At 63.2% G+C, this 22,763-nt stretch carries 21 protein-coding genes; 10 read left to right on the forward strand and 11 right to left on the reverse strand.

Annotated elements, in window-relative coordinates; all coding sequences use genetic code 11:
- Positions 1 to 5: 5 nt before the first annotated feature.
- Positions 6 to 461: a cupin domain-containing protein gene (locus tag CQ13_RS13105; protein ID WP_057843284.1), complete on the forward strand. Its 456-nt coding sequence runs from the start codon at positions 6 to 8 to the stop codon at positions 459 to 461.
- A gap of 1 nt (position 462) precedes the next feature.
- Here the strand turns inward: CQ13_RS13105 and CQ13_RS13110 are convergent, their stop codons facing one another.
- From CQ13_RS13110 to CQ13_RS13130, 5 genes are all read right to left on the reverse strand, one after another.
- A complete protein-coding gene (locus CQ13_RS13110; protein ID WP_057843285.1) occupies positions 463 to 1,716 on the reverse strand; it encodes a flavin-dependent oxidoreductase in 1,254 nt (417 codons plus the stop codon).
- A gap of 76 nt (positions 1,717 to 1,792) precedes the next feature.
- Positions 1,793 to 4,141: a bifunctional salicylyl-CoA 5-hydroxylase/oxidoreductase gene (locus CQ13_RS13115; RefSeq protein WP_057843286.1), complete on the reverse strand. Its 2,349-nt coding sequence runs from the start codon at positions 4,139 to 4,141 to the stop codon at positions 1,793 to 1,795.
- Between the two features lie 237 nt (positions 4,142 to 4,378).
- Positions 4,379 to 5,215 carry an enoyl-CoA hydratase family protein gene (locus tag CQ13_RS13120; protein WP_057843287.1) on the reverse strand — a complete coding sequence of 279 codons (837 nt, stop codon included), beginning with the start codon at positions 5,213 to 5,215 and terminating at the stop codon, positions 4,379 to 4,381.
- 34 nt (positions 5,216 to 5,249) lie between these two features.
- Complete coding sequence (locus tag CQ13_RS13125; RefSeq protein ID WP_057843288.1) at positions 5,250 to 6,011, reverse strand: SDR family NAD(P)-dependent oxidoreductase; 762 nt, start codon at positions 6,009 to 6,011, stop codon at positions 5,250 to 5,252.
- Positions 6,012 to 6,348: 337 nt separating this feature from the next.
- Complete coding sequence (locus CQ13_RS13130) at positions 6,349 to 7,533, reverse strand: CaiB/BaiF CoA transferase family protein (protein ID WP_057843289.1); 1,185 nt, start codon at positions 7,531 to 7,533, stop codon at positions 6,349 to 6,351.
- Between the two features lie 110 nt (positions 7,534 to 7,643).
- On the opposite strand from CQ13_RS13130, the gene CQ13_RS13135 reads away from it, so the two are divergent.
- From CQ13_RS13135 to CQ13_RS13150, 4 genes are all read left to right on the forward strand, one after another.
- Positions 7,644 to 8,573: a dihydrodipicolinate synthase family protein gene (locus CQ13_RS13135; protein ID WP_057843290.1), complete on the forward strand. Its 930-nt coding sequence runs from the start codon at positions 7,644 to 7,646 to the stop codon at positions 8,571 to 8,573.
- A gap of 122 nt (positions 8,574 to 8,695) precedes the next feature.
- Positions 8,696 to 9,712 (forward strand): YihY/virulence factor BrkB family protein, encoded by a 1,017-nt coding sequence (locus tag CQ13_RS13140; protein ID WP_082637444.1) that lies wholly within the window; start codon positions 8,696 to 8,698, stop codon positions 9,710 to 9,712.
- 231 nt (positions 9,713 to 9,943) lie between these two features.
- Positions 9,944 to 10,651 carry a DUF3750 domain-containing protein gene (locus CQ13_RS13145; RefSeq protein WP_057843532.1) on the forward strand — a complete coding sequence of 236 codons (708 nt, stop codon included), beginning with the start codon at positions 9,944 to 9,946 and terminating at the stop codon, positions 10,649 to 10,651.
- An 89-nt stretch (positions 10,652 to 10,740) separates the two neighbouring features.
- Complete coding sequence (locus tag CQ13_RS13150; RefSeq protein ID WP_057843291.1) at positions 10,741 to 10,932, forward strand: hypothetical protein; 192 nt, start codon at positions 10,741 to 10,743, stop codon at positions 10,930 to 10,932.
- A 24-nt stretch (positions 10,933 to 10,956) separates the two neighbouring features.
- On the opposite strand, the gene CQ13_RS13155 is transcribed toward CQ13_RS13150, so the two are convergent.
- The 3 genes from CQ13_RS13155 to CQ13_RS13165 all read right to left on the reverse strand — a co-directional run bounded on the left by CQ13_RS13155 (position 10,957) and on the right by CQ13_RS13165 (position 14,120).
- On the reverse strand, positions 10,957 to 11,637 hold the full coding sequence (locus CQ13_RS13155) for an endonuclease/exonuclease/phosphatase family protein (RefSeq protein ID WP_057843292.1): 681 nt from the start codon (positions 11,635 to 11,637) through the stop codon (positions 10,957 to 10,959).
- Positions 11,637 to 13,673: a VTT domain-containing protein gene (locus CQ13_RS13160; RefSeq protein WP_057843293.1), complete on the reverse strand. Its 2,037-nt coding sequence runs from the start codon at positions 13,671 to 13,673 to the stop codon at positions 11,637 to 11,639. Before CQ13_RS13160 ends, CQ13_RS13155 begins: the two co-directional genes overlap by 1 nt.
- A 234-nt stretch (positions 13,674 to 13,907) precedes the next feature.
- A complete protein-coding gene (locus CQ13_RS13165; RefSeq protein WP_057843294.1) occupies positions 13,908 to 14,120 on the reverse strand; it encodes a hypothetical protein in 213 nt (70 codons plus the stop codon).
- A gap of 787 nt (positions 14,121 to 14,907) precedes the next feature.
- Between CQ13_RS13165 and CQ13_RS13170 the strand changes: the two genes are divergently transcribed.
- Positions 14,908 to 15,741 carry a response regulator transcription factor gene (locus CQ13_RS13170; protein WP_197427324.1) on the forward strand — a complete coding sequence of 278 codons (834 nt, stop codon included), beginning with the start codon at positions 14,908 to 14,910 and terminating at the stop codon, positions 15,739 to 15,741.
- 461 nt (positions 15,742 to 16,202) lie between these two features.
- Positions 16,203 to 17,399 carry an acetyl-CoA C-acyltransferase gene (locus CQ13_RS13175; RefSeq protein ID WP_057843296.1) on the forward strand — a complete coding sequence of 399 codons (1,197 nt, stop codon included), beginning with the start codon at positions 16,203 to 16,205 and terminating at the stop codon, positions 17,397 to 17,399.
- Positions 17,400 to 17,462: 63 nt separating this feature from the next.
- Here CQ13_RS13175 and CQ13_RS13180 read toward each other — a convergent pair whose 3' ends face one another.
- Complete coding sequence (locus CQ13_RS13180) at positions 17,463 to 18,368, reverse strand: RNA polymerase factor sigma-32 (protein ID WP_082637445.1); 906 nt, start codon at positions 18,366 to 18,368, stop codon at positions 17,463 to 17,465.
- A 436-nt stretch (positions 18,369 to 18,804) separates the two neighbouring features.
- Here CQ13_RS13180 and CQ13_RS13185 point away from each other — a divergent pair, with 436 nt between their 5' ends.
- On the forward strand, positions 18,805 to 19,098 hold the full coding sequence (locus CQ13_RS13185; protein ID WP_057843297.1) for a hypothetical protein: 294 nt from the start codon (positions 18,805 to 18,807) through the stop codon (positions 19,096 to 19,098).
- 17 nt (positions 19,099 to 19,115) lie between these two features.
- Here the strand turns inward: CQ13_RS13185 and CQ13_RS13190 are convergent, their stop codons facing one another.
- Both CQ13_RS13190 and CQ13_RS13195 read right to left on the reverse strand, forming a co-directional pair.
- Positions 19,116 to 20,480 carry a sensor histidine kinase gene (locus CQ13_RS13190; protein ID WP_245309157.1) on the reverse strand — a complete coding sequence of 455 codons (1,365 nt, stop codon included), beginning with the start codon at positions 20,478 to 20,480 and terminating at the stop codon, positions 19,116 to 19,118.
- Between the two features lie 78 nt (positions 20,481 to 20,558).
- Positions 20,559 to 21,236 carry a response regulator transcription factor gene (locus tag CQ13_RS13195; protein ID WP_057843298.1) on the reverse strand — a complete coding sequence of 226 codons (678 nt, stop codon included), beginning with the start codon at positions 21,234 to 21,236 and terminating at the stop codon, positions 20,559 to 20,561.
- Positions 21,237 to 21,662: 426 nt separating this feature from the next.
- Between CQ13_RS13195 and CQ13_RS13200 the strand changes: the two genes are divergently transcribed.
- Both CQ13_RS13200 and CQ13_RS40955 read left to right on the forward strand, forming a co-directional pair.
- Positions 21,663 to 21,890 carry a hypothetical protein gene (locus CQ13_RS13200; RefSeq protein ID WP_057843299.1) on the forward strand — a complete coding sequence of 76 codons (228 nt, stop codon included), beginning with the start codon at positions 21,663 to 21,665 and terminating at the stop codon, positions 21,888 to 21,890.
- A 273-nt stretch (positions 21,891 to 22,163) separates the two neighbouring features.
- On the forward strand, positions 22,164 to 22,568 hold the full coding sequence (locus CQ13_RS40955) for a hypothetical protein (protein ID WP_082637446.1): 405 nt from the start codon (positions 22,164 to 22,166) through the stop codon (positions 22,566 to 22,568).
- The last annotated feature ends 195 nt before the right edge of the window (positions 22,569 to 22,763 follow it).

The raw sequence follows: 22,763 nt of genomic DNA on the forward strand, positions 1-22,763 counted from the left end.
AGACCATGAAGACTGAAATCGCCGGCATTACCCGCGCCAATGAGGGCATCCAGGGAATTTCCTGGAGCATTCTCGGCCAGACCTATGTGCCGAAGAGCGTCACGGAGCATTCCTTCTCCTGGCATGCGACGTTGCCGCCCGAGACTTTCGTGCCGCCGCACATCCATCCCGATCAGGACGAGTATCTCTACATCCTGGAAGGCCAGCTCGATTTCTTCCTCGACGGCGCCGATACGCAGGCGACAGCCGGCGATCTGGTTCGCCTGCCGATGGGCAAGCCGCACGGCATCTTCAACAAGTCGGGACGGACCGCAAAGACGCTGTTCTGGGTCTCGCCGACACGGCGGCTCTACGACCTGTTCTGGGCGATCCACAACATGAAGGAGCAGACGCCGGACGCGGTGGTGGCGCTGGCGGCCGAGCACAACATCCACTTCCTGCCGCCGCCTCCGGAGGCGTGAGTTACGCCCGCACCGCCGCGAGCCCGACCTGCGGTGGCGCGAAGCCGGCCTTGGACGCGTAGCCGCGCACGATCGCTTCGCGCTGGGCGTGGCTCAGCACCTTTTCGATATCGGTAAAGCCGTCCGGCGCCAGTTGCTCGACGGCGTCGATCACGCCTTCGGGGCCGCCGCGGCGGTTCGCGCGCACGATCTCCGCCGTCATCGGCAGGCGCTTCTTCTCATAGGCGACCAGCGCCTGGCGCGGATGTTCGGCGCGCGCCAGTTCATCGGCGAGTGCCCGCGCGTCGAGGATTGCTTGCGAGGCGCCATTCGATCCGACCGGATACATCGGATGCGCGGCGTCGCCGAGCAGCGTCACCCGGCCCCAGGTCCAGTACGGCAAGGGATCACGATCGCAGCACGGATACTCATAAAATTCCGGCGTCGCCGAGATCAGACTGCGCACGTCGACATATGGCACCTTGAAGCGCTCGACATGCGGCATCAGCTCCTCGCGCTTGCCGGGCCGCGACCAGTCCTCGCGGCGCGGCGGCGGCGAATTGCCGTCGCCGATCTTCACCAGCACCGCCCAGTTGGTCAGCCGGCTCGATGGACTCGAGCCTTCCGCAATCGGATAGACCACGACCTTGGCATTCAGCCCGCCGGCCACGATCATCGAGCGGCCGGTCAGGAAGGCCGGCCAGTCGCGCGCGCCGCGCCACAGCATCAAACCGTTCCAGCACGGCGGTCCCTCGTCCGGAAACAGCATCTCGCGCACGCGCGAATGAATGCCGTCGGCGCCGACCAAAATATCGCCGCGCGCGGTTTTGACATGGGAGCCGGTGCGGTCGAAGAAGTGCGCGACCACGCCGCCTTCGTGCTGGGCAAACGCGCCGAGACGGCAACCGGTGTGGATCGCTTCAGTGCCGAGCCGTTCCTCGACGGCGCGATGAATCACGCCTTGCAGGCGGCCGCGGTGGACCGAGAATTGCGGCACGTCGTGTCCGGCATCGAGGCCGCGCGGCTCGCGCCAGACTTCCTGGCCGTGGCGACTGAGATAGTACAGCTGATCAGTACGAACAGCGGCGGCATCTAGCCGGTCCAACAGGCCAAGGCCCGTCAATTCTCTGATCGCATGCGGCAGGGTGTTGATGCCGACGCCGAGCTCGCGGATGGTGTCGGACTGCTCGAACACTTCGCAATCGATGCCGCGGGCGCGCAGCATCAGCGCGGTGGTAAGGCCTCCGATGCCGCCTCCGACGATGATCGCCTTCATGCGTGTAACTCCACTCTACTCTTCGACCTCTCCCCGCTGGCGCGGGACGAGTGAGGGATAGAGCCTGCCATTCGGCCTATTCGGCTGCAAGCGGCTTTGTCGCCTCGGCCTTCAGCTCGGCGCGGGTTTTCGGTTTAGCCTTAACCTTGAGGTCCTCGAAATCCTGCCGGTCGCGTACGCTGTTGCGGAAAATTTGTTCCTTGCCGGGCAGATATTGCGGCGGACAGGCAATGTCGGCGCCATACCAAGCCGCGGCCCGCATCGTGAAGGACGGATCAACCAGATGCGGCCGGGCGAGCGCGACGAGATCGGCGCGACCGGCGGCCAAAATCGTGTTGACCTGGTCTGCGGTGGTGATGTTCCCGACGCACATGGTCGCGACGCGGGCCTCGTTCCGGACCTGATCGGAGAACGGCGTCTGGAACATCCGGCCATAGACCGGCTGCGCGTCGCGCACAGTCTGGCCCGTGGAAACATCGATCAGATCGACGCCGGCTTCGGCGAATGCGCGCGCGATCGCGACCGCGTCATCGCCGGTGATGCCGCCCGCCGCCCAATCGGTCGCCGAGATGCGCACCGACATCGGCTTGTGCGCCGGCCACGCCGCGCGCATCGCCTCGAACACCTCCAGCGGATAGCGCAGCCGGTTGGCGAGCGCGCCGCCATATTCGTCGGTACGCTGGTTGGTCAGCGGTGAGATGAAACTCGCCAGCAGATAGCCATGGGCGCAGTGCAGCTCCAGCATGTCGAAACCGCAGGCCACGCCACGCAATGTGGCCGCCACGAATTCTTCCCTAACGCGGTCCATCGCCGCGCGATCCATTTCGCGCGGCACCTGGCTGTCCGGGAAGTAAGGCAATGGTGACGCCGAGATCGTATCCCAGCCGCCCTGTTCCAGCGGCCGGTCCATCCCCTCCCACATCAATTTGGTCGCGCCTTTGCGGCCGGCGTGTCCAAGTTGCAGGCAGATCTTGGCCGCCGAATTGGCGTGGACGAAATCGACGATGCGCGTCCAGGCGGCCTGCTGCTCATCGGTCCACAGACCGGTGCAGCCCGGAGTGATGCGGGCGTCGCGGCCGACGCAGGTCATCTCGGTGAAGATCAATCCCGCGCCGCCGATGGCGCGCGAGCCGTAATGCACCAGATGGAAATCGCCGGGCACGCCGTCTTTCGCCGAATACATGCACATCGGCGACACCACCGCGCGGTTCCTCACTTCCATCTCGCGCAGCCTGAGCGGCTGGAACATCGGCGCCGCCGGCTTGTCGAGATCGACATCGATTCCTTTGGCGCGAACCTGCTTCGCAAACGCCTTGTCGACCTCGCGGACGAACTCCGGCGCGCGCAGCGTCAAATTATCGTAGGTGATCGCCTTGGCGCGGGTCATGACGCCGAACGCAAACTGCACGGGATCGAAATCCCAGAAGCGATCGACATGCTCGAACCAGACCAGCGACACGTCGGCGGCGTGCTGGATCTTCTCGACCTCCTCGCGCCGCCCCTGCTCGTAGGTCTGCAACGCGGCGTCGACGGTCGGCGCCTGCGCCATGGCGTCGGCGATCGCAATCGCGTCTTCCATCGCAAGCTTGGTGCCGGAGCCGATCGAGAAATGCGCGGTCGCCTTGGCGTCGCCGAGCAGCACCATGTTGTCCTTGATCCAGCGCTGGCTGCGGATCATCGGAAAATTGCGCCACGTCGAGCGGTTGATCAGCAGCGGATGGCCGTCGAGGAACCAGCCGAAGATTTCGGCCATGCGATCGGCGGATTCACGTTCGCTGAGGCCTTCGAGGCCGGCGCGGTGAAAGGTTTCGGCGTCGGTTTCGAAGATCCACGTCGAGCGCCCCGCCTCGTATTGATAGGCATGCGCGATGAACGGCCCCCACTCCGTCTCCTGGAAGATGAAGGTGAAGGCGTCGAGCGGCCGTGTCGAGCCCATCCAGGCGAATTTGTTGGAGCGCAGGTCGATCTGCGGCTGGAAATGCTCGATGTGCTTGTCGCGGAAGCGGCTGTTGATGCCATCGGCGAGCACGATGAGATCGGTATCGGCGAAGCGGGCTTCGTCGTCGATATCGGTTTCAAACAGCAATGTGACCCCGAGTTCGCGGGCGCGCTCCTGCAGGATCAACAGCAGCGTGCGGCGCGAGCAGCCGCAAAAGCCGTTGCCGCCGACGCGGTGGACGGTGCCGCGGAAATGCACGGCGATGTCGTCCCAATAGGCGAATTCCTCGGTGATGCGGCGGTAGCTCGGCGGATCGTATTTTTCGAAATTGTCCAGCGTGGCGTCGGAGAACACGACGCCGAAGCCGAAAGTGTCGTCGGCGCGGTTGCGCTCATGGACGGTGATCTCGGCCTGCGGCCGCTGTTTCTTCAAGAGGATCGCGGCATAGAGACCGGCCGGTCCGCCGCCGATTATCGCGATCTTCATCTACCGCCTCCGAAACAGGCTGTCGGGCTAGCTCCGAATTACTTTAAGCCTAAAATAATTTTCCGGCAAGGGGCAGTATTTCATGCCGCGGATGATGCGCAGCGCCATAAGCGCGTTCACGCGCGTCTTTGACGCGTATGGCGGTGCGCTGCTGCTCAGGGGCCCACTCGTCGATGGGTCCCGGCTCTGCGGAGCAGCGTGAAGGACGCTGCACCGCGTCCGGGACACGCCCAGCCCTCAATTCCCCTGAAACACCGGCGTCCGCTTGTTCGAGAACGCCTCGAAGGCGCGGGCAAAATCCTCCGTAGTCATGCAGAGCGCTTGCGCCACCGCCTCGGCCTCGATCGCCTCTTCCACCGACATTGCCCATTCCATCGCCAGCATACGCTTGGTCATGGTGTTGGCGAAGGTGGGTCCTTCCGCAATCTGCTTGGCCAATAGTTGCGCCTGCGGCAGCACTTGTTCCGGAGTGACGATCCTAGAGAAGAAGCCCCATTTCTCGCCCTCCTCCGCGGTCATGAAGCGGCCGGTATAGAGCAGTTCCGAAGCCCGCGACTGGCCGATGATGCGCGGCAGGATCGCGCAGGCGCCCATGTCGCAGCCGGCGAGCCCGACCTTGTTGAACAGGAACGCAACCTTGGCGCCCGTCGCGGCCAGGCGCAGATCCGACGCCATGGCGACGATGGCGCCTGCGCCGGCGCAGATGCCTTCGACGGCGGCCACGATCGGCTGCGGACACGCGCGCATCGCTTTCACCAGGTCGCCGGTCATGCGGGTAAAGGCGGTGAGGCCCTTGGTGTCCATCTGAATCAAGGGGCCGATGATCTCGAACACGTCGCCGCCGGACGAGAAATTGCCGCCCGCGCCTGTGACGACGATGGTTTTGACCTCGTCATCCATCGCGCAGGCGCGGAAGAAATCGGTGAGCTCGCGGTAGCTTTCGAAGGTCAGCGGATTCTTTCGCTCAGGACGATTGAGCGTCACCGTGGCGACGCGATCCACGACCGCCAGCACAAAATGCTTCGGCGAATAGTCGGCCAGCGGCAGCGTGACGGGATTGGCAGGCTTGCTCATGGGATCTCCCTGAATTGCATTGTCGTTGACCCAGTCAGACCTCGCCACCGGCAACCGCGATGGCCTGTCCGGTGATGGCGCCGGCGCCCTCGCCGCAGAGCCAGAGCACGGTGTCAGCTACTTCCGACGGCGCCACGAGACGTCCCTGCGGATTGTGCTTTGACAACTCCGCGATCGCCTGCTCGCGGTTGCGGCCGGTCTTCTTGATGATGTTCTCGATCGAGCCTTCGAGCAGGTCAGTTTCAGTGAAGCCGGGACAGACGGCGTTGACCGTGACGCCGCTCTTTGCGGTTTCCAGCGCCAGCGAACGAACGAGGCCGATGACGGCATGCTTCGCCGCGCTGTAGGCGCTGACATAAGCATAGCCCTTTAGGCCGGCGGTGGAAGCCACCGCAACGATCCGGCCGCGGCGGCGCTCGATCATTCCCGGCAATACGGCTTGCGTGGCGTGGACCACGCCCATGAAGTTGACGTCCATCATCCGCTGGAACAGCGCCGCATCGGAGCGGCCGAACGGCGCGGACTGTGCCGCGCCGGCATTGGCAATGAGGATGTCGATCGGCTGCCGCGCGGCGGCTTCAGCTATGGCTGATTTGACCGAAGCCCGGTCGGCGACATCAGCGACGGCTGCGAACTCGGCCGCGCCGGAGCTAACAGCTTCATCCAGCGTTGCGCGATTGCGCCCGAGCACTGTTACCGTTGCACCAGCTTTCGACAGCGCCGCCGATATCGCAAGGCCAATGCCCCGCCCGCCGCCGGTGACGAGCGCATGGGAGGAACGCGACAATTGGGACATCGGTCAAGCCTCCAGGATCAGGGTTCAGCATATATTTTAAACTTCAAGCTTTTGCAAGGAAGGAGCCCGTCGGCGGACGCAGTAGCCCCCCTCGTAGGATGGGTGGAGCGAAGCGATACCCATCAATGCCGATGCACGTGATGATGGGTTTCGCTTCGCTCCACCCATCCTACGAGGGCAGTCACATACGACATCGCAGTTGTAGGGTGGGCAAAGCCAACGGGTCGCGCGGATGCGCGCCCGATGACAGGCTCCGCGTGCCCACCATCAAGCAGCGGGCTCAATGCTACATGGTGGGCACGTCGCTACGCTCCTTTGCCCACTCTACGCGTCAGCGTCAAATAATTCCGTCTCTTCGCAGCGCTGCAATGGCGTCCGCGTCATAGCCAATATCGCCCAGCACGCTATCGGTGTGCTCGCCAAGCGTCGGCGGGCGCGACACGATTTCGCCCGGCGTCTCCGACAGCCGCACCGCGGCGCGCGCCACTGGCGCAGGGTTCGGCAAGCCGGGGTAGTCGACATCCTGCATGAAGCCGGTGGCGCGGATGTGCGGATGCTCCAGCGCCTGTTGCGGGCTCAAGACCGGACCGGCCGGGATCATCGCCTGGCCAAGCGTATCGACGGCTTGCTGCGTGGTGCGCTCGGCGCACCAGCGCGCCATCCGTTCGCTGATGATCGGTCCGTGATCGCCGCGCTTGATGTCGTCGGCAAAGCGCGGATCGCTCAGCCAATGATCCTCGCCCATCAATCTGGCCCAGCGGATGAACAGCGGGTGCCCGGTGACCTGGCAAAGCACCCAGCCGTCCCTGGTGCGGTAGATGTCGGCGGGCGCCGCGGTCTGGCCGAGATTGCCCGTGGGCACGCGGTTCGCTGATATCACCGCCTGCTCGATCAGCGTCGCGTTGGTGAATGACAGCGCGGTTCCGAGCAGCGCGCCCTCGACGATCTGTCCGCGCCCGGACTTAGCCCGCTCGATCAGCGCGGCGAGCGTGCCGAAGGCGCAATGCAGCGCGGTGCCGAAGTCGACCCAGTTCACCGCGGCGCGATATGGCGGATCGCCCTTGCCCGTCATGTAGACCGCGCCCGACATCACCTGGCCAACACCGTCGAAGCCGACGCGGTCCGACCATGGCCCCGGCCCACCGAAAGCGGTCGCGGTCGTCAGGATGATGTCCGGCTTGATCGCCTTCAGCGATTCATAGTCGAGCTTCATCGCGCGCAGCGTCTGCGGCGGCAGGTTGGCGACGACGACGTCTGATGTCGCAACCAGCCGGCGCATCACCTCCTGGCCTTGCGGCTTCATCGGATCGAGCGTGATGCATTTCTTGTTGCGGTTGACCTGCAGGAACAACGCGCCCTCGCCGCCTTCACCGACCGGCGCCACGAAACGGTCCTCGCTGCCGTCGCGCTTTTCCACCCGGATGACTTCCGCACCGAACTCCGCCAGCAATGTCGCGCAATACGGTCCTGCGATATAACGTCCGAAATCGAGGACACGAATGCCCTCCAGAACTCCCCCCATCGGTCTTTTTCCTTGTCTGGCTGCTCGATCGTGACGAGCCTTCTATCATGTTGATGAATGAACTGGACGATCATACAATCACTGATCCCTTTCGAACGGAACATCCTTAAATGACCCCGACTGCACAACGGCCCTATCGCGGCGTCTTCCCCGTCGCTCCGACCATCTTCGACGATCAGGGGGAGCTCGATCTCGCGGGGCAGCGGCGCTGTATCGATTTCATGATCGACGCCGGCTCGAACGGCCTGTGTATCCTGGCCAACTTCTCCGAGCAGTTCGTCCTCACCGATGCCGAGCGCGAAACGGTTATGGTTGCGGTGCTGGAGCATGTCGCCGGACGCGTGCCGGTGATCGTGACGACGACGCATTTCGGCTCGCGCATCTGCGCGGAACGCAGCCGCCAGGCCCAGGACGCGGGAGCGGCGATGGTGATGATCATGCCGCCGTACCACGGCGCCACGTTCCGCGTGCCGGAAAGGGCCATTTTCGAATTCTATCGCACCGTCTCCGACGCCATCGACATTCCCATCATGATCCAGGATGCGCCCGTTGCCGGGACGCCGCTTTCGGTCGACCTGCTGGCGCGCATGGCGCGGGAAATTCCGAATATCCGCTATTTCAAAATCGAGGTGCCGATGGCGGCGGCGAAGCTTCGCGATCTGATCGCGGCCGGCGGCGACAGCATCGAAGGTCCCTGGGACGGCGAGGAAGCCATCACGCTGATGGCCGATCTCGACGCCGGGGCGACCGGCGCCATGACGGGGGGCGGCTATCCTGATGGCATCCGGCAGATCATCGATCCGTATCTCGCAGGCCGCCGCGAGGAAGCGATAGCAGCCTATGCGCGCTGGCTGCCGCTGATCAATTACGAGAACCGCCAGTGTGGCTTGCAGGCCGCCAAGATACTGATGAAGGAGGGCGGCGTGATCGGGTCGGACGCGGTTCGTCATCCCCTGCAAAGGGTTCATCCGGCGGCGCGCGCCGGTCTCATCGAAATCGCCCGCCAACTCGATCCCGTAGTGTTGCGCTGGGGCCGCTAGATCGCCACGGTCAGCCGGCACCGCGCTCCGGCGCGGTGTCGCCACCTGCTCATCGCGACTTGATCTAGGAACGTCGTTGCCCGCTGCGCATTAAGGGCGTAGAGACGCGGGGACGGTTCGCCATGAACCATGTGAGTTACCTGCACGACACGAAGCCTGAGCCAGCCAAGGGCGAGCCGGATACTTCAGGCGATCCGGGCCGCGGCCGCCGTGCGGTGTCTCCGTGGCAAATTCCATGGAGAGGGTGGAAGGATATCCTGATCAGGACCTACCGGCAGGTCGGCGAAGACCGGCTACTCGCTGTCGCCGCAGGCGTCGTGTTCTATGGCCTGCTCGCCCTTTTCCCGGCAATCACCGCCCTCGTCTCGTCCTACGCGCTGTTCGCCAAGGCAAGCACGATCAACGACCACATGACGATGCTTGCGGGCATCCTGCCGGAGGGCGCGCTCGGCATCGTGAGGGACCAGGTCAATCGGGTGCTTGCCAAGGGCGAAGTCAAGCTGGGGCTGGCGTTTCTGTTCTCTTTCCTGCTTGCCGTATGGAGCGCCAACGGCGGCATCAAGGCCATCATCGATGCGCTCAACGTGGTCTATGACGAGGACGAGAAGCGCGGCTTCTTCAAGCTCAATGCGGTTTCTCTCGCACTCACCTTTGGCGGGCTGGTGGCGGTGCTTCTCACCATCGGTTCCGTGGTCGCGCTTCCGATCGTTCTGTCCACACTCGGGCTCGGAACCGTCACCGATGCGCTGTTTCGATTTGGACGCTGGCCGCTCCTCGTCCTGACGATGCTGTTTGGCCTCGCGGTGCTCTATCGGTTCGGACCAAGCCGCCGCTCGCCGCAATGGCGCTGGCTGAGCGTCGGCAGCGTGGTTGCAACGCTGACGTGGCTTGCGGGATCGGCCTTGCTGTCGTTCTACCTTTCCAATTATGCAAACTACGACGCGACGTACGGCTCGCTCGGGGCTGCGATCGGCTTGATGATGTGGATGTGGATGTCCACGATCGTCGTGCTGCTCGGTGCCGAACTCAATGCGGAGATCGAGCATCAAACCGCAGCCGATAGCACGGAGGGCGGAAACAAGCCGCTGGGTCAGCGCGGCGCGAAGATGGCCGACACGGTCGGAGAGGCTAAATCATAGGCGCAGAAGCGTAATGTTCCTGTTTTTCTCGAACAGGCTGGGATGTCTTGGCTCGCTGTTACTTTCGGCAGCCGTGACCATCGGCCTGCTTTTTGCGCTCGGCATTCTTCGTTTTTGATCGCGGAATTGCGGAGGGCTGAACTGGAAATCAGAGTTAAAGCCACTACATCAAGTGCCTGCTCACATTGATTCCCCACCGTGAAGAAATACCTCGTCATTTTCCTCCTGCTCATGCTCGTTCCCATGGCTGTTTCCGCCGTGCAATACCTGCTCGGCGACAGGCGCGCGAACTGGCAAACGGCGGACCGTTCAAGCGCCGGGCTTCTTGCCAAAGCTTCCGAACACAGCGATGCCGTGATCAGGGTGTTCGCGGCAAGGACGGTACGCTGGCGCGGGATATTCGCGGTTCACACCTGGATCGTCGTGAAGGAGCGCGGAGCCAGCCGTTACAGCCGCTACGATTACACGGCTTGGGGTGAGCCGATCCGGATCGACGGATTCTTGGCCGACGGGCGCTGGTTTGGCGAGATTCCCGAAACGGTCGTCAGCATCGATGGTCCGAAAGCGGAAGCCCTTATTCCCAAAATCCGCTCGGTGATCGAGACTTACAAGTTTCGAGCCAATGGAGATTACAGCGCCTGGCCGGGTCCGAACTCCAACACGTTCATCCAGGCGATAATGGATGCCGTTCCGGAACTTGAAGCGGTGTTGCCGCCGACGGCGATCGGCAAGGATTATCCTTACCATGGCAACTGGGTCGGCTTCACGCCGTCGCGGACCGGCGTGTTTGCTTCGCTCGGAGGTTATCTTGGACTGACGATCGGATGGATCGAAGGCATCGAACTCAATTTTTTCGGAGGCGTTCTCGGCTTCGACATCCGCCGCCCCGCACTGAAACTGCCGGGTGTCGGCCGGCTCGGGCTGCCGCTTGGCTCGTGACTCAATATTTGTCACTGGACGAGATGGATTGATTTCAATCGATAGGGAACCTTCGTTTCGGCCAAACGTCAAAAATCGGGAGGATCGACATGACCGACGAACAGACCTTTGCATCATTGCTCGGCAAGGCCGCGATTGCGGTTTGGGGCGATATGCCTCGGGACATTCAGGAGGCGCTGTTCGAAACCGCGATGCGCAACCGCTCCGAGTTGCGTCGCGATCTGGCCGTGCTGCTGCATGAGCGCCACCCGAGAACGCAGCACCCGGCCAAACCCGACTGAGCAAACCCACCTGACGTCACACCTCTATTCCGGAAACGCAACATCCGCAATGACGGGAAGATGGTCCGAATAGGAGCGCGCCTTGCGATCGGTCCAGGCCGAACGGATCACGAGATCGGGCGAGGCGTAGATTCGGTCGAGCCGCATCATCGGCAAGCGCGCTGGAAATGTCCGTAACCGCGTTCGGACCGGGCAAATTCGCGCCAGCACGCCCCGCACCGATTTCACCCAGAACCAGTCATTGAAATCGCCGAGCACGAGCGTCCGCGTCGGCTGCACCAGCTCGGCCAGGGCATGCGCCTGGGCGTGCCTTTCATGGATGCTGAGGCCGAGATGCGTTGCAATGACCCTCAACTCGCCATGATCAGACAAAATGCGCGCGGCAATGGCCCTGCGGGGCTCCCGCTCCTGATACGAGACGTCGGAAACTTTCGGGGGCTCGGCGAACGGCCAGCGGCTCAACAGCACCTGTCCGTAGTCGCCGTCCTCGGTGACGATCGATCGCGCATCGACGCTGTGGTCGCCGACGGCTTTCGCCAGAAGGGCAAAGGGATCGTCGGTTCTTCCGCGCGAGTCAACCTCCTGCAGGGCCACGATATCAGGCGACCAGTGGCGAATGACGGAACAGACGCCATCCAAATCAAATCCGGGATTGAGCTGGAAGATGCCGTGAACGTTCCACGTCATGATGCGAACCGTAGCCATCACGTTCTTCGTCCCGCCAGCCAGGTTACCAGGAACTGCACGCCAAGGCACAGTGCGATCCAGGCGAGGATCGCCAGCGCCAGCAGCAGCACATTGATCCAGGAGGCGTTTCGCGCCAGATCCGCGATCTGCGCGCCGAGCGCGGCCATGACTGCGATTCCCGGCGCCATGCCGAGCACGGTGCCGAGCACGAAATCGCGCAGGCTCAATTTGCTGGCGCCCGCCACCAGGTTCACGATCGAGAACGGGGCGATCGGCACCATCCGGATCATGGCGACCGCCATGACCCCCTTGCCGATGATGCCGCTCTGAACCCGGGCGGCCCGGCGCCCGAGCAGCCGCTGCAAGCGCGCCTGGCCCAGCACGCGGCCGATCGAGAACAGCGTGAGCGCGCTGAGCAGCACGCCGGCGCTCGCGCTCAGGAAACCCATCCACGGCCCCAGCGCCGCAGAGGTCGCGGCGATCAGTACCAGCACCGGAAAAACCACCAGCCCGCCGACGACGAAGGCGGCAATCGCAAACAGCGGCGCGAACTGCGACCGCGCGGGTTGCGAGATGATCGAGGAGACGAAGCCGACATCGGCGAAATCGCGCAGCGATGTGTACTGCCAGGCCAGCGCCAAGCCGGCGAGCGCCGCAGCGAGGCCGAATACGGCCAAAATGGTTCTTGCCGTCCACATGCGATTGGCGGCGCGGTCGAGGTGAAGCGGTTCCCTGGGATCGGCTACGGGCTGCACCATGACCGCCACGCCGCCGACCGACGCGGCCGGATCGATCGGCTGCAATGATTTCGGGACGTCGTCCTCCGCCAGACGGTCGAGAAATCCGAACAGGTCGGCTTCGTGGCGTTCGATTTCGCGTTCATCGACGTCGCAGAAATGCCCGATCAGACTACGGCGAAGCCAGGCGATGTATTCACAATGCGTGTCGGAGGTGGCCTCGAAGGCCAGGTCGCATTCGGTGTCCGCCCCCATCGAGCGATTGTTGAGGTTGGCCGATCCCACGCGCAAGATGCGATCGTCGACGATCATCACCTTGCTGTGCACCATGACCGCGGCCGTCTGCTCGGCATCCCGCGTCGATGGATAGACAAAGCGGACCCGGTCCATGACGCCCGCCGATACGAACCGGGCGATAAATCCGCCGCGCCCGCTCTGCATGGCCTGCGATTCGAACCAGGACGAATGCATCTTCGGCATGACGATCAGGACGCGAAGCTGCGGCACGTCCAGCATCCGCTGCGCCAGGAGGCGCGCGATGTCGGTGGCGCTGGTAAACTGGTTTTCGATATAGATGAAGCGGTCGGCCGCGTTGATGGACGCTTCGAACAGCCGCGCGACCTCGCTCACGCCGTCACCGCGCGCGGTGGCTATCTCGGTCCGGGCGATGCCCGCCGTCATTCCCCGGCACTGCACCGGGACCGAGGCTGGCCAGCGCTCGCCCTTGGTCGCTGCGGGTCTTTCCATCGTGCAGCCGGCGGCGCGCCACCTGTTCTCCGCCACTTCCGTCAGGCTGGCCGCAGCTTCGCCATCCACCATGCACTGCACGTCGTGAAACGGCGGATAGGGCTTGCCGTCGGGGTCGGTGCGAAGCGGATGATGCGTCTCATGCGCGCTGGTGTCCCAGCGCCGGATCGTCAGATCGAGACCGCCGACGAAGCCAAGCGCACCGTCAATGACGACGATCTTCTGATGCTGCGCTGAGCCTAAGGGAAGGCTGGAGTCGAAACAAAAGCGCAGCCGGTCCGACGCGTGCGCGGTGAACTTGGCGGCCGAATTCCACTCCCGCTCCGCGGCGTAGAGGGCCGGGAAATTCCAGATCAGGATGTTGATCCGCAGATCGCGCTTCGCCTTTAGCAGCGCTTTCAGAAACGCGCCGAGCTCTTGCGGATAGCCGTCGTCGGCGTACCCGGAGGGCCCGACAAACCGGGTCTGGCTGTGGATGTCCCAGCCGATGATGTACACCTGCCGCGTTGCGAGCAGCAGCGCCTCCCGCAAAGCGGCGAAATATGCGGCGGCATCATTGAGGATTGTCAACCGCCCTGCCTTGCACCTTCTCCAGACGGTTTCGCCAGGAATGAGGATGGATGAGCTTTGCAGCAGACGGCACCTCGGCAACAGAATGAGAAAACCCCTTCGGGATCACGAACGAATGTTCGCCCGACATTAAATCCAACGATCTGCAGGCGCGACAGTTCCAGCCAAGCGGAACTTGCCTCCGTCCCTCCGCCTTCGGCGCGTTGGATCACCAGGCACGCGCGACGGTTGCTCCTATCGGTGAGATCCGGGGGGCGTAGCGTTCCGGCCCGGGCGGGAGACACCTTCTTCCTCAACCACCGGTTCGATGTAGGTGCTGTGCAGCGAGATCGGCGACTTGAAACCGTCGAACATGATGCGGACAGTGCTGCGATAGCGGCCGGAGCCGATGATCACCCCTTCGCGGCCGGCGAACTTTGGGCATCGCGCCGCTCCGAGTGCGCTCATCCTGACGCGTGTCCGTTCAGGCAACGAAGTCCGGTGATCGGGTGGCTGTTTGGGCAATCGCATCCTTGGTCAAGCGCCTTCGCCGGTTCATCCATGCGCCGGTGAGGAAATACGTTCGGTCTCGAATGCATGGCGGGAAATCCACGGGCGCACCATGCGCCGGCAGTCGATGATTGCCGGCCGCAAGCCGAGCAATACCCCGACTGGGCCGGCATCTCGCGCTATTGCGGAGGCCGGCTTGGTCAGAATGACGCCACACGTTCGCCAACAACATGCACGCATGCGATCGGTCGCGGTATCTTGCGATATTCAACCATCGACGCAGGCTGTGCTTTTGGAGATTCAAAAAAAGCAGATGAGGCCGGGACGACAGATGGACCTCCGTCGCCGGGTCGAGCCTAGGCGACTTTGGCAGGAAGGCCTTGCGGCTGCGCACCGGCGCAGACATGCGCGAGGCCGACAACGATACTATCGTACCTGCTTGGTCAGGGCAGGCATACGTATCAAAAGATATATCAGCCAGGTTGCGGGGTACGGCTTTTTGCAGTTGAGGGATGAGAAAACACGCTTTAATGACCAGTTTTTGACGACATCCGGTCACATTCGGTCTGCTTGGCATCCCCCGTTAACGAGGGTAAAGTTTCTTTTGAACAATTAAGATACAGGGTGAACTAATTCACAGTGACTATGAGCGGTTCTGAAGGGATCTATCGATATAGTCGGTATTAAAATCCGGGGGCGCGTTATGTCAGTCCCACGCAAGAAGACTGTATTTATTGTAGACGCAATGGCCTTTCGACGAGCTCGTGCGGAGAGCTTCTTAAGTCCTTGGGCCAGCAACGAGCAGGTCGAGCTGATTTCGCTCGATCCCGATGGGGCGCACACAAGGCTTATCGAGCGGAGCGAATGCGAGATGCTGATTTACAGCGTCGGCGCCCCCTCGCCCCACGAGATCTTCACCGAAATACAGGTGCTGCATACCCTTCGCCGGGAGGCGGCACTCGCCATCATCTCCGACGATGAACATCCCGCCACCGTTCTCGCCGCGATCCGTTGCGGAGCCCGGGGGTACTTCAGCAATTCCATGGCGCCCGAGCTTGCGTTGCACGCCCTTTCATTCGTCCTCCACGGCGGCACCTACTTTCCCGCGACCGCCATCCTGGCCAGCCAGACCATCAGCCCGCCGGCGCCTCTCGAATACAGACAGCCGGAGCTCTCCCAGGAGCAAGCGTTTCCGGAGCCTGAACAACAGACGCAGGCGCCCCCGCTGGGACCAGAGGACGGTCATTACGACCAGCCAGGGTCCCTCTTCGACGGTAAGGCGGTAAGCATGCAGCGCGACCATGGCCTGAACGGCGCGCGGCACGCGCCCGAATTTACCGAGCGGCAGTACGCGGTGCTCGCTTGCCTCTGCCAAGGCGATCCCAACAAGGTGATCGGTCGCAAGCTCGGCATGACCGAAACGACGGTGAAAGTCCACGTCCGCGAAATCATGCGCAAGCTGGGCGTGAGCAACCGGACCCAAGTCGCGATCGCCGCGGCGCACGTCTCTTTCGACAGTCCCGTCGAACTGATTACTCCGGATTCATCCATGACGGTCAGGTCATCCATATCTCACTAGCGATTGATTTTCGGCATTGCGTCGGTTGCCATTGGGCCATCCATCCTGGATCGGCGCTTCTGTGATCCGCACACAAGAAATCACCAGTAGAAAAGAAACGGTGCCCGGCTGCCTTCGGATGTGGAGGCATGGGCGCGTCATAGGCGCTCATCGAACTTCAGTTGGAGTGGATTGCATCGTCCCTCGCGGAGATGAAACAGGGAACCGGTCACCGCCACAATGAGCTCGTTGGAGCAGATAACGGCTCATTGGTGATAATCCTTACGATACAGCAACCGAAAGATAGGGCGCGGAGGTCTTCGCCCCCTCGTTCCCTGTCATTGCTCCTGCCGGCACTCGCGGCCATTTCTCCGGCGACCTGTCAGCCGGCGCCTTGTAGCGGAAAGCGGCGCGGCATCCTATTGCAATGCCGTAATATATGATTATCGTCATATAAGAGCGATCGAACAGGAGAACCCGCAATGGCCGCAAGCCCCGATCCCGTCGTCATCCTTTCCGCTGCCCGCACGCCGCTTGGCCGGTTCATGGGTGAGTTGTCCCCCTTCAGCGCGCACAGGCTCGGCGCTCACGTGATCGGCGCGGCGCTGGAACGGGCGAAACTCGCGCCGGAGCGGATCGAGGAGGTGTTCATGGGCAACGTGCTACCGGCCGGACAGGGCCAGGCGCCGGCACGCCAGGCTGCGCGCGGCGCCGGACTGCCTGACGCCACCGGCGCCACCACAGTCAACAAGGTTTGCGGCTCCGGCATGAAGGCGACGATGCTGGCGCACGACATCATCAATGCCGGTTCAGCTTCGATCGTGCTATCCGGCGGCATGGAGAGCATGTCGAACGCGCCCTATCTGCTGGCCAAGGCGCGCGGCGGCTATCGCGCCGGGCATGACCGGATCATCGATCACATGATGATGGACGGGCTGGAAGACGCCTACGAGACCGGCCGCTCGATGGGCGACTTCGGCGAGGCCACCGCGGAGGCCTATCAGTTCACCCGCAAAGACCAGGACGCCTACGCGATGGAGACCTTGACCCGCGCTCGCAAGGCGGTCGAGGGCGGCGCGTTCAGGGCCGAGATCGCGCCGATCACATTGGCCGAGAAGGCGGGTCCGCGTGTCGTCGCCAATGACGAGCATCCACTCAAGGTGGATCCTGCCAAGATTCCCGGATTGAAGCCCGCGTTCCGCAGTAACGGCACCATCACGCCGGCCGCCTCTTCCGCGAATGCCGACGGCGCCGCCGCGCTGGTTCTGGCCAGACGCTCGCTCGCCGATCGCGACGGGCTGCCAGTGCTCGCCGAGATCAAGGGCCACGCCACCCACAGCCAGGAGCCGCAATGGTTCACCACCGCGCCGATCCCGGCGATCCGCAAGCTGCTCGACAAGGTCGGCTGGGCTGTTTCCGACGTCGACCTGTTCGAGATCAACGAAGCGTTCGCGGTGGTGGCGATGGCGGCGCAGAAGGATCTCGGCATTCCCGCCGAAAAGCTCAACGTCAATGGCGGCGCCTGCGCGCTCGGCCACCCGATCGGCGCCACCGGCGCGCGACTGATCGTGACGCTGCTGCATGCGTTGGAAGCGCGGAACCTAAAGCGCGGTATCGCTGCGCTCTGCATCGGCGGCGGAGAAGCGACCGCGATCGCCGTCGAACGCGCCGCACGCTGATCGGGCCGTCGGAAGGACTGCGAGCGGCGCGAAGGGTGTCGCTCGCCGTTTTCGGGGCCACCTTCAAGCTGCCAGGGCAGCATGTATCAAGCGCCTTGTCGCCGCACGCCGGACCTTTTTGAAGGCTAAAGCTTCGATCTGCCGCACGCGCTCGCCGGAAATCGACAGTTCACGCCCGAGCTCTTCCAGACTCGGCGGATCCTCGCGAAGCCGCCGGGCCTCGAACACGCGGCGCTCCCGCGCCGTCAACACATCGAGGGCCGAATGGAGCACCCTCGCCCGTTGCCCGCCTTCATCCTGCTCGGCGATCATAGCCTCCGCGTTCGGCGAAGGGTCGACCAGCCTCGCTTCCCATTCCGTAGGCCCGTCATCATCGACGGATACATTCAGGGAAAGGTCGCCCGTCAGACGGCTACTCATCTCGATCACATCGCGAACGGGGACCGCGAGATCCCGCGCGACGGCCTCGGCCACCTCCGGCGTAAGGCCCGTCCTGTCGCCTCCGAACTTGCGCATGGCGCGCCTGAGCCCGAAGAACAGCTTCCGCTGAGCGGCCGTCGTCCCGATCTTGACCAGCGAGCGCGACCGCAGAATGTAATCGTGGATCGCAGCCTTGATCCACCACAGCGCGTAGGTGGAAAACCTGGCACCACGGCCCGGCTCGAAATGCGAGGCTGCGATAACGAGGCCGAGATTGGCTTCCCCGATCAGATCGGCAAGCGGCAGGTCGTATCGCTGGTAGCGGCGTGCCATCTTGGCCGCGAGTCGGAGATGGCTGGTGACGAGCGCATCGGTAGCGCTTCGGTCTCGATGCTGCTGCCAGCGCCGGGCAAGCTGCTGCTCGCGCGTCGGTTCAAGCAGAGCGTATCGCTTGATGAGTGCGGCATACTCATCGACGATCTCTCGCGATCTGTCTCCAGTCAGCGGCTCGCGCCTGTCTGACAGTATGGTCGTGCTGTAGGCGTTCATGGGTGGCTCCAATCCATCGGGTCCGGCAGACAGACCCTAGGAGAGGACACGGCGATGCAGCCATTAAATTGGAATTGAGGAATCTAAATTCGCTGTTAGCGTCCGTGCCGCTTTGGTCTCGATTTTAAAAATGCACGATCTCGTTCGAGGCGAGATCGCGAAACGTCGAGCAGTGAGCTTCCGCGCGCTCGTGCGAATTCGAAGCTAGTGCATTCCCTGAAAACGCTTTGCACGACAGCTCAAGACCAGTTGAACTATGTAAAAGGCAATTTAGTGGGACGAGATCGCGCCCGCCCTACATCCCCGTCATGCATCCGCTGCCCGGATGCAGCCTCAAGCGAGCAGTTCGCATTCGAAAAGAACACGCGCCCGTTGCGGCATGCGACTGCGCATGCGCGTCCAGCGAATTGCCGCGTAGATGATATGGAGAAAGACTATGACCTCGATCAAGACCATCGCTGTCGCAGGATTGCTGTCCATGATGGCGGCAGCGCCTGCCTTCGCGCAAGAAGCCATCCAGGAGCCGGGCAGTTTTGCATTTTTCTATCCCAATCTGGACGTCCTGAATGGCGGTGCGCCGACGCCGGCTTACAGGATGGAAGGGCTGCCACCCTCGGTGATGCAGGCCTATAACGAAAGGGAAAGCGGCATGGCCGGCCCCAGCGTCTGGCAGCATCGGCGTGTACACCACGCATCCCGCGCCGAGCATGATGACCGCCGGCATGGGTGACGTCGGCGGATAGCGACTTATGTCCGGCCACCTTGCTCATCGGGGCAAACGATCTCCACCCGGCCTCCCGGGCCGGCGTGGATGATCAGGCGAAAGCCGTGCAGCTTCACGATAGCCGAGACCAGATTGAGTCCGAGGCCGATGCCCGGCGTGTTGCGAATCTTGTCCGAGCGATAGAACCGGCGCAACACGGCATCACGTTCCTGCGCGCTGATCCCCGGACCCGTATCTGTCACACGCAAGATGGTCTCGCCCTCACCGCGCACCAGCGCGAGCTCGACCCTGCCGCTCCGGGGCGTGAACTTAATGGCATTGTCAACGAGATTGGCCACAGCCTCCAGCAGCAGGTCGCGATCGCCACGCACGGAAAACTTGTCGGCTATGTTCACACTCAGCGCGATCTGCTTGTCTTCGGCGATCGGCTCGTACATGTCGCAGACCTCGCGCAGCATGTCGCCGAGCGCAACGTCGCCGAAGGCGGACGACCGGCGGCTGTTCTCGATCTCGGCGAGCCGCAACAGCGCCGTGACGATCGACAGCGACTGGTCGATGCCGGCGATGGCCTTGTCGACAACTTCCTGGAGCTGCTCCAGGGTCGTCGCGTTGGTACGGCCGCGCTCAAGCGTCAGACGAGCGCGCGTCAGCGGCGTTCGCAAATCGTGGGCAATGTCGTTGCCGACGCCGGCCAGCGCGTTGATCGTGGTCTCCAGCTCATCGAGCATGCCGTTGACGATGGCGGCGAGCCGCGAGAACGGTTCATCGACATTCCGGTGCGGCAGCCGCTCGCGTAGATTTCCGGCAATGATGCGCTGGACCCGGAAGTTGACCTCCTCGACCCGCCTGCGGGCACGCGCGCTCAGCCAGGCGCCGGCCAACAACCAGAGACAGAACGCAGGCAGCAGGCCAAGCGCCAGCGCCGCTCCGACGACCCTGAAGACTTCCGCCGTTTCGTCGACGTTTCGCCCGACCAGCAATATGTCGCCGTTCTCGAGGCGCCGCGCGACGGCTCTGACGGATATCGCACCGGCTTCCTTATCATCAAGGCGGACGAGCGGCATGCTCCGCGCCGGTGCCCCGATGTCGAGCCCGTCCGGCAGGGCCGCGACATTACCGGCCAGCCGATTTCCCTTCGCGTCGAACAAGCCGGTGAACTGGACGCCGCGAGAATCCTGCCCGAGATGGTCACTGAGCGCACCGGTCAGGCGTTCACGCGACAATCCGGCAAAGAAGCCGATCTGCGTCGTGATCATGCGATCGGACCGCGCGATCAGGTAATCGTCGATCCTGACGTAGATGAACCCGAACAAAACCGTGACGAAGATCGCGAACAGGCCCGCCAGCACCGTGGTCCAGTGAAACGTCTTCGAGCGAATGAACTGCAACTGAAGCTTCCCGGCCTGCCGTTCGATCACCTTGCCGGCCCAACGGCGCGGGCGCCCGGCAAGGCCGCCAAAAGTCAGTCAGGGCACAGCGCGAAGAATGAACCCTGCGCCGCGGACATTTTGAATCATCGGGGCGTCGCCCGGACCGTCGACCTTGTGCCGCACGCGACCCATATGAACGTCGACCAGGTTGGTGGCGGGGACGAACTTGTAGTTCCAGACCTCTTCGAGCAGCATCGCGCGCGTCAAGAGCTGATCGCTCCGCCGCATCATGTATTCGAGCAGGCGAAACTCGCGCGGCAAGAGATCGATCCTGCGCTCGCCGCGTTTTGCCGTCCGCTCGATCAGGTCAAGCTCGAGTTGCCCCACCCGCAGGTTGGTTTCCCGCGTTTCCGGCGGGCGGCGCAGCAACGCCTCTATTCGCGCGACGAGTTCGACGATCGCAAACGGCTTGGTGAGGTAGTCGTCACCCCCCATCCGCAATCCGCGCACGCGGTCATCGACCGCGCCAAGCGCGCTCAGCACCAGCACCGGCGTGCGCACCTGATCTTTCCGCAAGGACTCGATGACGGTGAGGCCATCCATTCCCGGCAGCAGGCGGTCGACGATCATGGCGTCCGGACGCAGGTCGCGCGCCTTGGCAAGGCCATCCAGCCCGTCGGGTGACCATTCTACCTCGAAGCCACGATCGGCCAGTTCGGCCGTGATTTCTCCCGCCGTCTCGCTGTCGTCTTCTATGAGGAGAACCTTCGTCATCCGATCGATCCGATTGCTATCAAGATACCCTCGACGCCAGGTGGCAATGATACGCCGGGGAGCCGATAATGCCATGGTGACACGCACAAGTCTTACGGTTCAGGGGAGCCAGACAGCGCCGCGATCCCTACAATATCCTGCAGGCGCCATCCGCCAGGCGGCCATTCCGCCGTCTCGGGTACGAGCACGGCAGGCCCGCTCGAAACAGTTAGCCGTCGGCGGCGCGTAGCGCCAATAAATAGCAATTTAATGAATGGGCGGGCCTGCATTGCCGATCAGCGGCGCTGATATCGGACAGATCGGGACCCACATCACCTTCACGCCGAGTTGAGAGCGCGTGAAGCGATATTCGCTTTGGACGACGGCGGGCCAGCCGCACGTCACAGGAAGAAGCCGGCCTGGCTTCCTCACCTATGGAGAACACCCATGCGCAACGTGAAACTTCTGTCGGCTGTGTTACTCACCGCAGCCACCTTCGCCACTCCGGTACTGGCCGCCAACACGCGGCATGTCGTAACCGATGCCAATGGCCGCGTGATGTCGACGATGCACCGCGACGAAGGCGATAGCTGCGTCCGCGCTCCGCGCGTCGGCGCCTATGCCACCGCACCGTGGACCAACGCGGCGCCTTGCGAACCCAACACGGGTTACTGATCCGCTCGCGTTGCGACCCAACAATGAACATGCCGGGCTGGCGGGATATCCCGCCGGCCCGTCTTCTTTTGCCCGCGCGCCAACGTGTTCTCCTTTGACGCATAGCTGCGGCTGCTCCTGTTCGTGAATGCCAAGGCGGCGAAGACTAACGCCGAATTTAATGGATGCCTTGTGCATCGCATCTACCTGTCACCCATCCGACGTTTCGCTCGCGCGGTCCGTTGAAGTTCGCGCGTCACGGCGCCGAGCATCTGACTGAAAAGGAGTCTCACGATGAAACGAATGCTCACGATACTGGCAACGGCTCTTCTCGCTTCGAGTCTGGCGGCGGGCGCGGCCGAGGCCCGCGGTGGCGGCAGTGGCGGCCACGGCGGAGGTTTTGGCGGCGGCTTCGGTGGCGGTGGCCACATGGGCGGCAGCTTTGGCGGCGGTGGCCACATCGGAGGCTTTGGCGGCGGCGCCCATATCGGCGGCATAGGCGGCGGCGAACATGTGGGAGGCCTCGGCGTCGGCCACATCGGCGGGGGCCGCATCGGTGGTTTCGGACTCCACCAGCACGCCGTGCATCGCTTCGACAGGTACGGACCGGGATACGGCTACGGGTACTACGCTTATCCCGATTGCTACGACTGGTACTACCTGCACCCCTACAGCCCCTTGCCGCTGAGCTGTAGCTGAACCCACCGCGCAGGGCCCTGCACGCAGGCTGTCGGTTCGGAGGACGTTCTTCTGTTTTCTTCGACGTCCTCCGGACCGATCCCCCAATAGGTTCGAAAGATATCGCGTGGACGTCGTCGCGCCACGCGTTGTCGCGCCGGTCGGACGGTACTGGAGAACAACATGAAACGCTTCCTGATGATCACGGCAGCCTCC

Origin of the sequence: Bradyrhizobium retamae (assembly GCF_001440415.1) — a bacterium.
Classification (GTDB): domain Bacteria; phylum Pseudomonadota; class Alphaproteobacteria; order Rhizobiales; family Xanthobacteraceae; genus Bradyrhizobium; species Bradyrhizobium retamae.

Excerpts from the sequence above, each read along its gene's own strand:
- CQ13_RS13170 (WP_197427324.1), top strand. The coding sequence starts at position 14,908 with ATGGCCTTTCGACGAGCTCGTGCGGAGAGCTTCTTAAGTCCTTGGGCC.
- CQ13_RS13120 (WP_057843287.1), bottom strand. The coding sequence starts at position 5,215 with ATGAGCAAGCCTGCCAATCCCGTCACGCTGCCGCTGGCCGACTATTCG.
- CQ13_RS13150 (WP_057843291.1), top strand. The coding sequence starts at position 10,741 with ATGACCGACGAACAGACCTTTGCATCATTGCTCGGCAAGGCCGCGATT.
- CQ13_RS40955 (WP_082637446.1), top strand. The coding sequence starts at position 22,164 with ATGAAACGAATGCTCACGATACTGGCAACGGCTCTTCTCGCTTCGAGT.
- CQ13_RS13110 (WP_057843285.1), bottom strand. The coding sequence starts at position 1,716 with ATGAAGGCGATCATCGTCGGAGGCGGCATCGGAGGCCTTACCACCGCG.
- CQ13_RS13195 (WP_057843298.1), bottom strand. The coding sequence starts at position 21,236 with ATGACGAAGGTTCTCCTCATAGAAGACGACAGCGAGACGGCGGGAGAA.
- CQ13_RS13140 (WP_082637444.1), top strand. The coding sequence starts at position 8,696 with ATGAACCATGTGAGTTACCTGCACGACACGAAGCCTGAGCCAGCCAAG.
- CQ13_RS13115 (WP_057843286.1), bottom strand. The coding sequence starts at position 4,141 with ATGAAGATCGCGATAATCGGCGGCGGACCGGCCGGTCTCTATGCCGCG.
- CQ13_RS13175 (WP_057843296.1), top strand. The coding sequence starts at position 16,203 with ATGGCCGCAAGCCCCGATCCCGTCGTCATCCTTTCCGCTGCCCGCACG.
- CQ13_RS13130 (WP_057843289.1), bottom strand. The coding sequence starts at position 7,533 with ATGGGGGGAGTTCTGGAGGGCATTCGTGTCCTCGATTTCGGACGTTAT.
- CQ13_RS13185 (WP_057843297.1), top strand. The coding sequence starts at position 18,805 with ATGACCTCGATCAAGACCATCGCTGTCGCAGGATTGCTGTCCATGATG.
- CQ13_RS13145 (WP_057843532.1), top strand. The coding sequence starts at position 9,944 with ATGCTCGTTCCCATGGCTGTTTCCGCCGTGCAATACCTGCTCGGCGAC.
- CQ13_RS13105 (WP_057843284.1), top strand. The coding sequence starts at position 6 with ATGAAGACTGAAATCGCCGGCATTACCCGCGCCAATGAGGGCATCCAG.
- CQ13_RS13165 (WP_057843294.1), bottom strand. The coding sequence starts at position 14,120 with ATGAGCGCACTCGGAGCGGCGCGATGCCCAAAGTTCGCCGGCCGCGAA.
- CQ13_RS13135 (WP_057843290.1), top strand. The coding sequence starts at position 7,644 with ATGACCCCGACTGCACAACGGCCCTATCGCGGCGTCTTCCCCGTCGCT.
- CQ13_RS13125 (WP_057843288.1), bottom strand. The coding sequence starts at position 6,011 with ATGTCCCAATTGTCGCGTTCCTCCCATGCGCTCGTCACCGGCGGCGGG.
- CQ13_RS13200 (WP_057843299.1), top strand. The coding sequence starts at position 21,663 with ATGCGCAACGTGAAACTTCTGTCGGCTGTGTTACTCACCGCAGCCACC.
- CQ13_RS13155 (WP_057843292.1), bottom strand. The coding sequence starts at position 11,637 with ATGGCTACGGTTCGCATCATGACGTGGAACGTTCACGGCATCTTCCAG.
- CQ13_RS13180 (WP_082637445.1), bottom strand. The coding sequence starts at position 18,368 with ATGAACGCCTACAGCACGACCATACTGTCAGACAGGCGCGAGCCGCTG.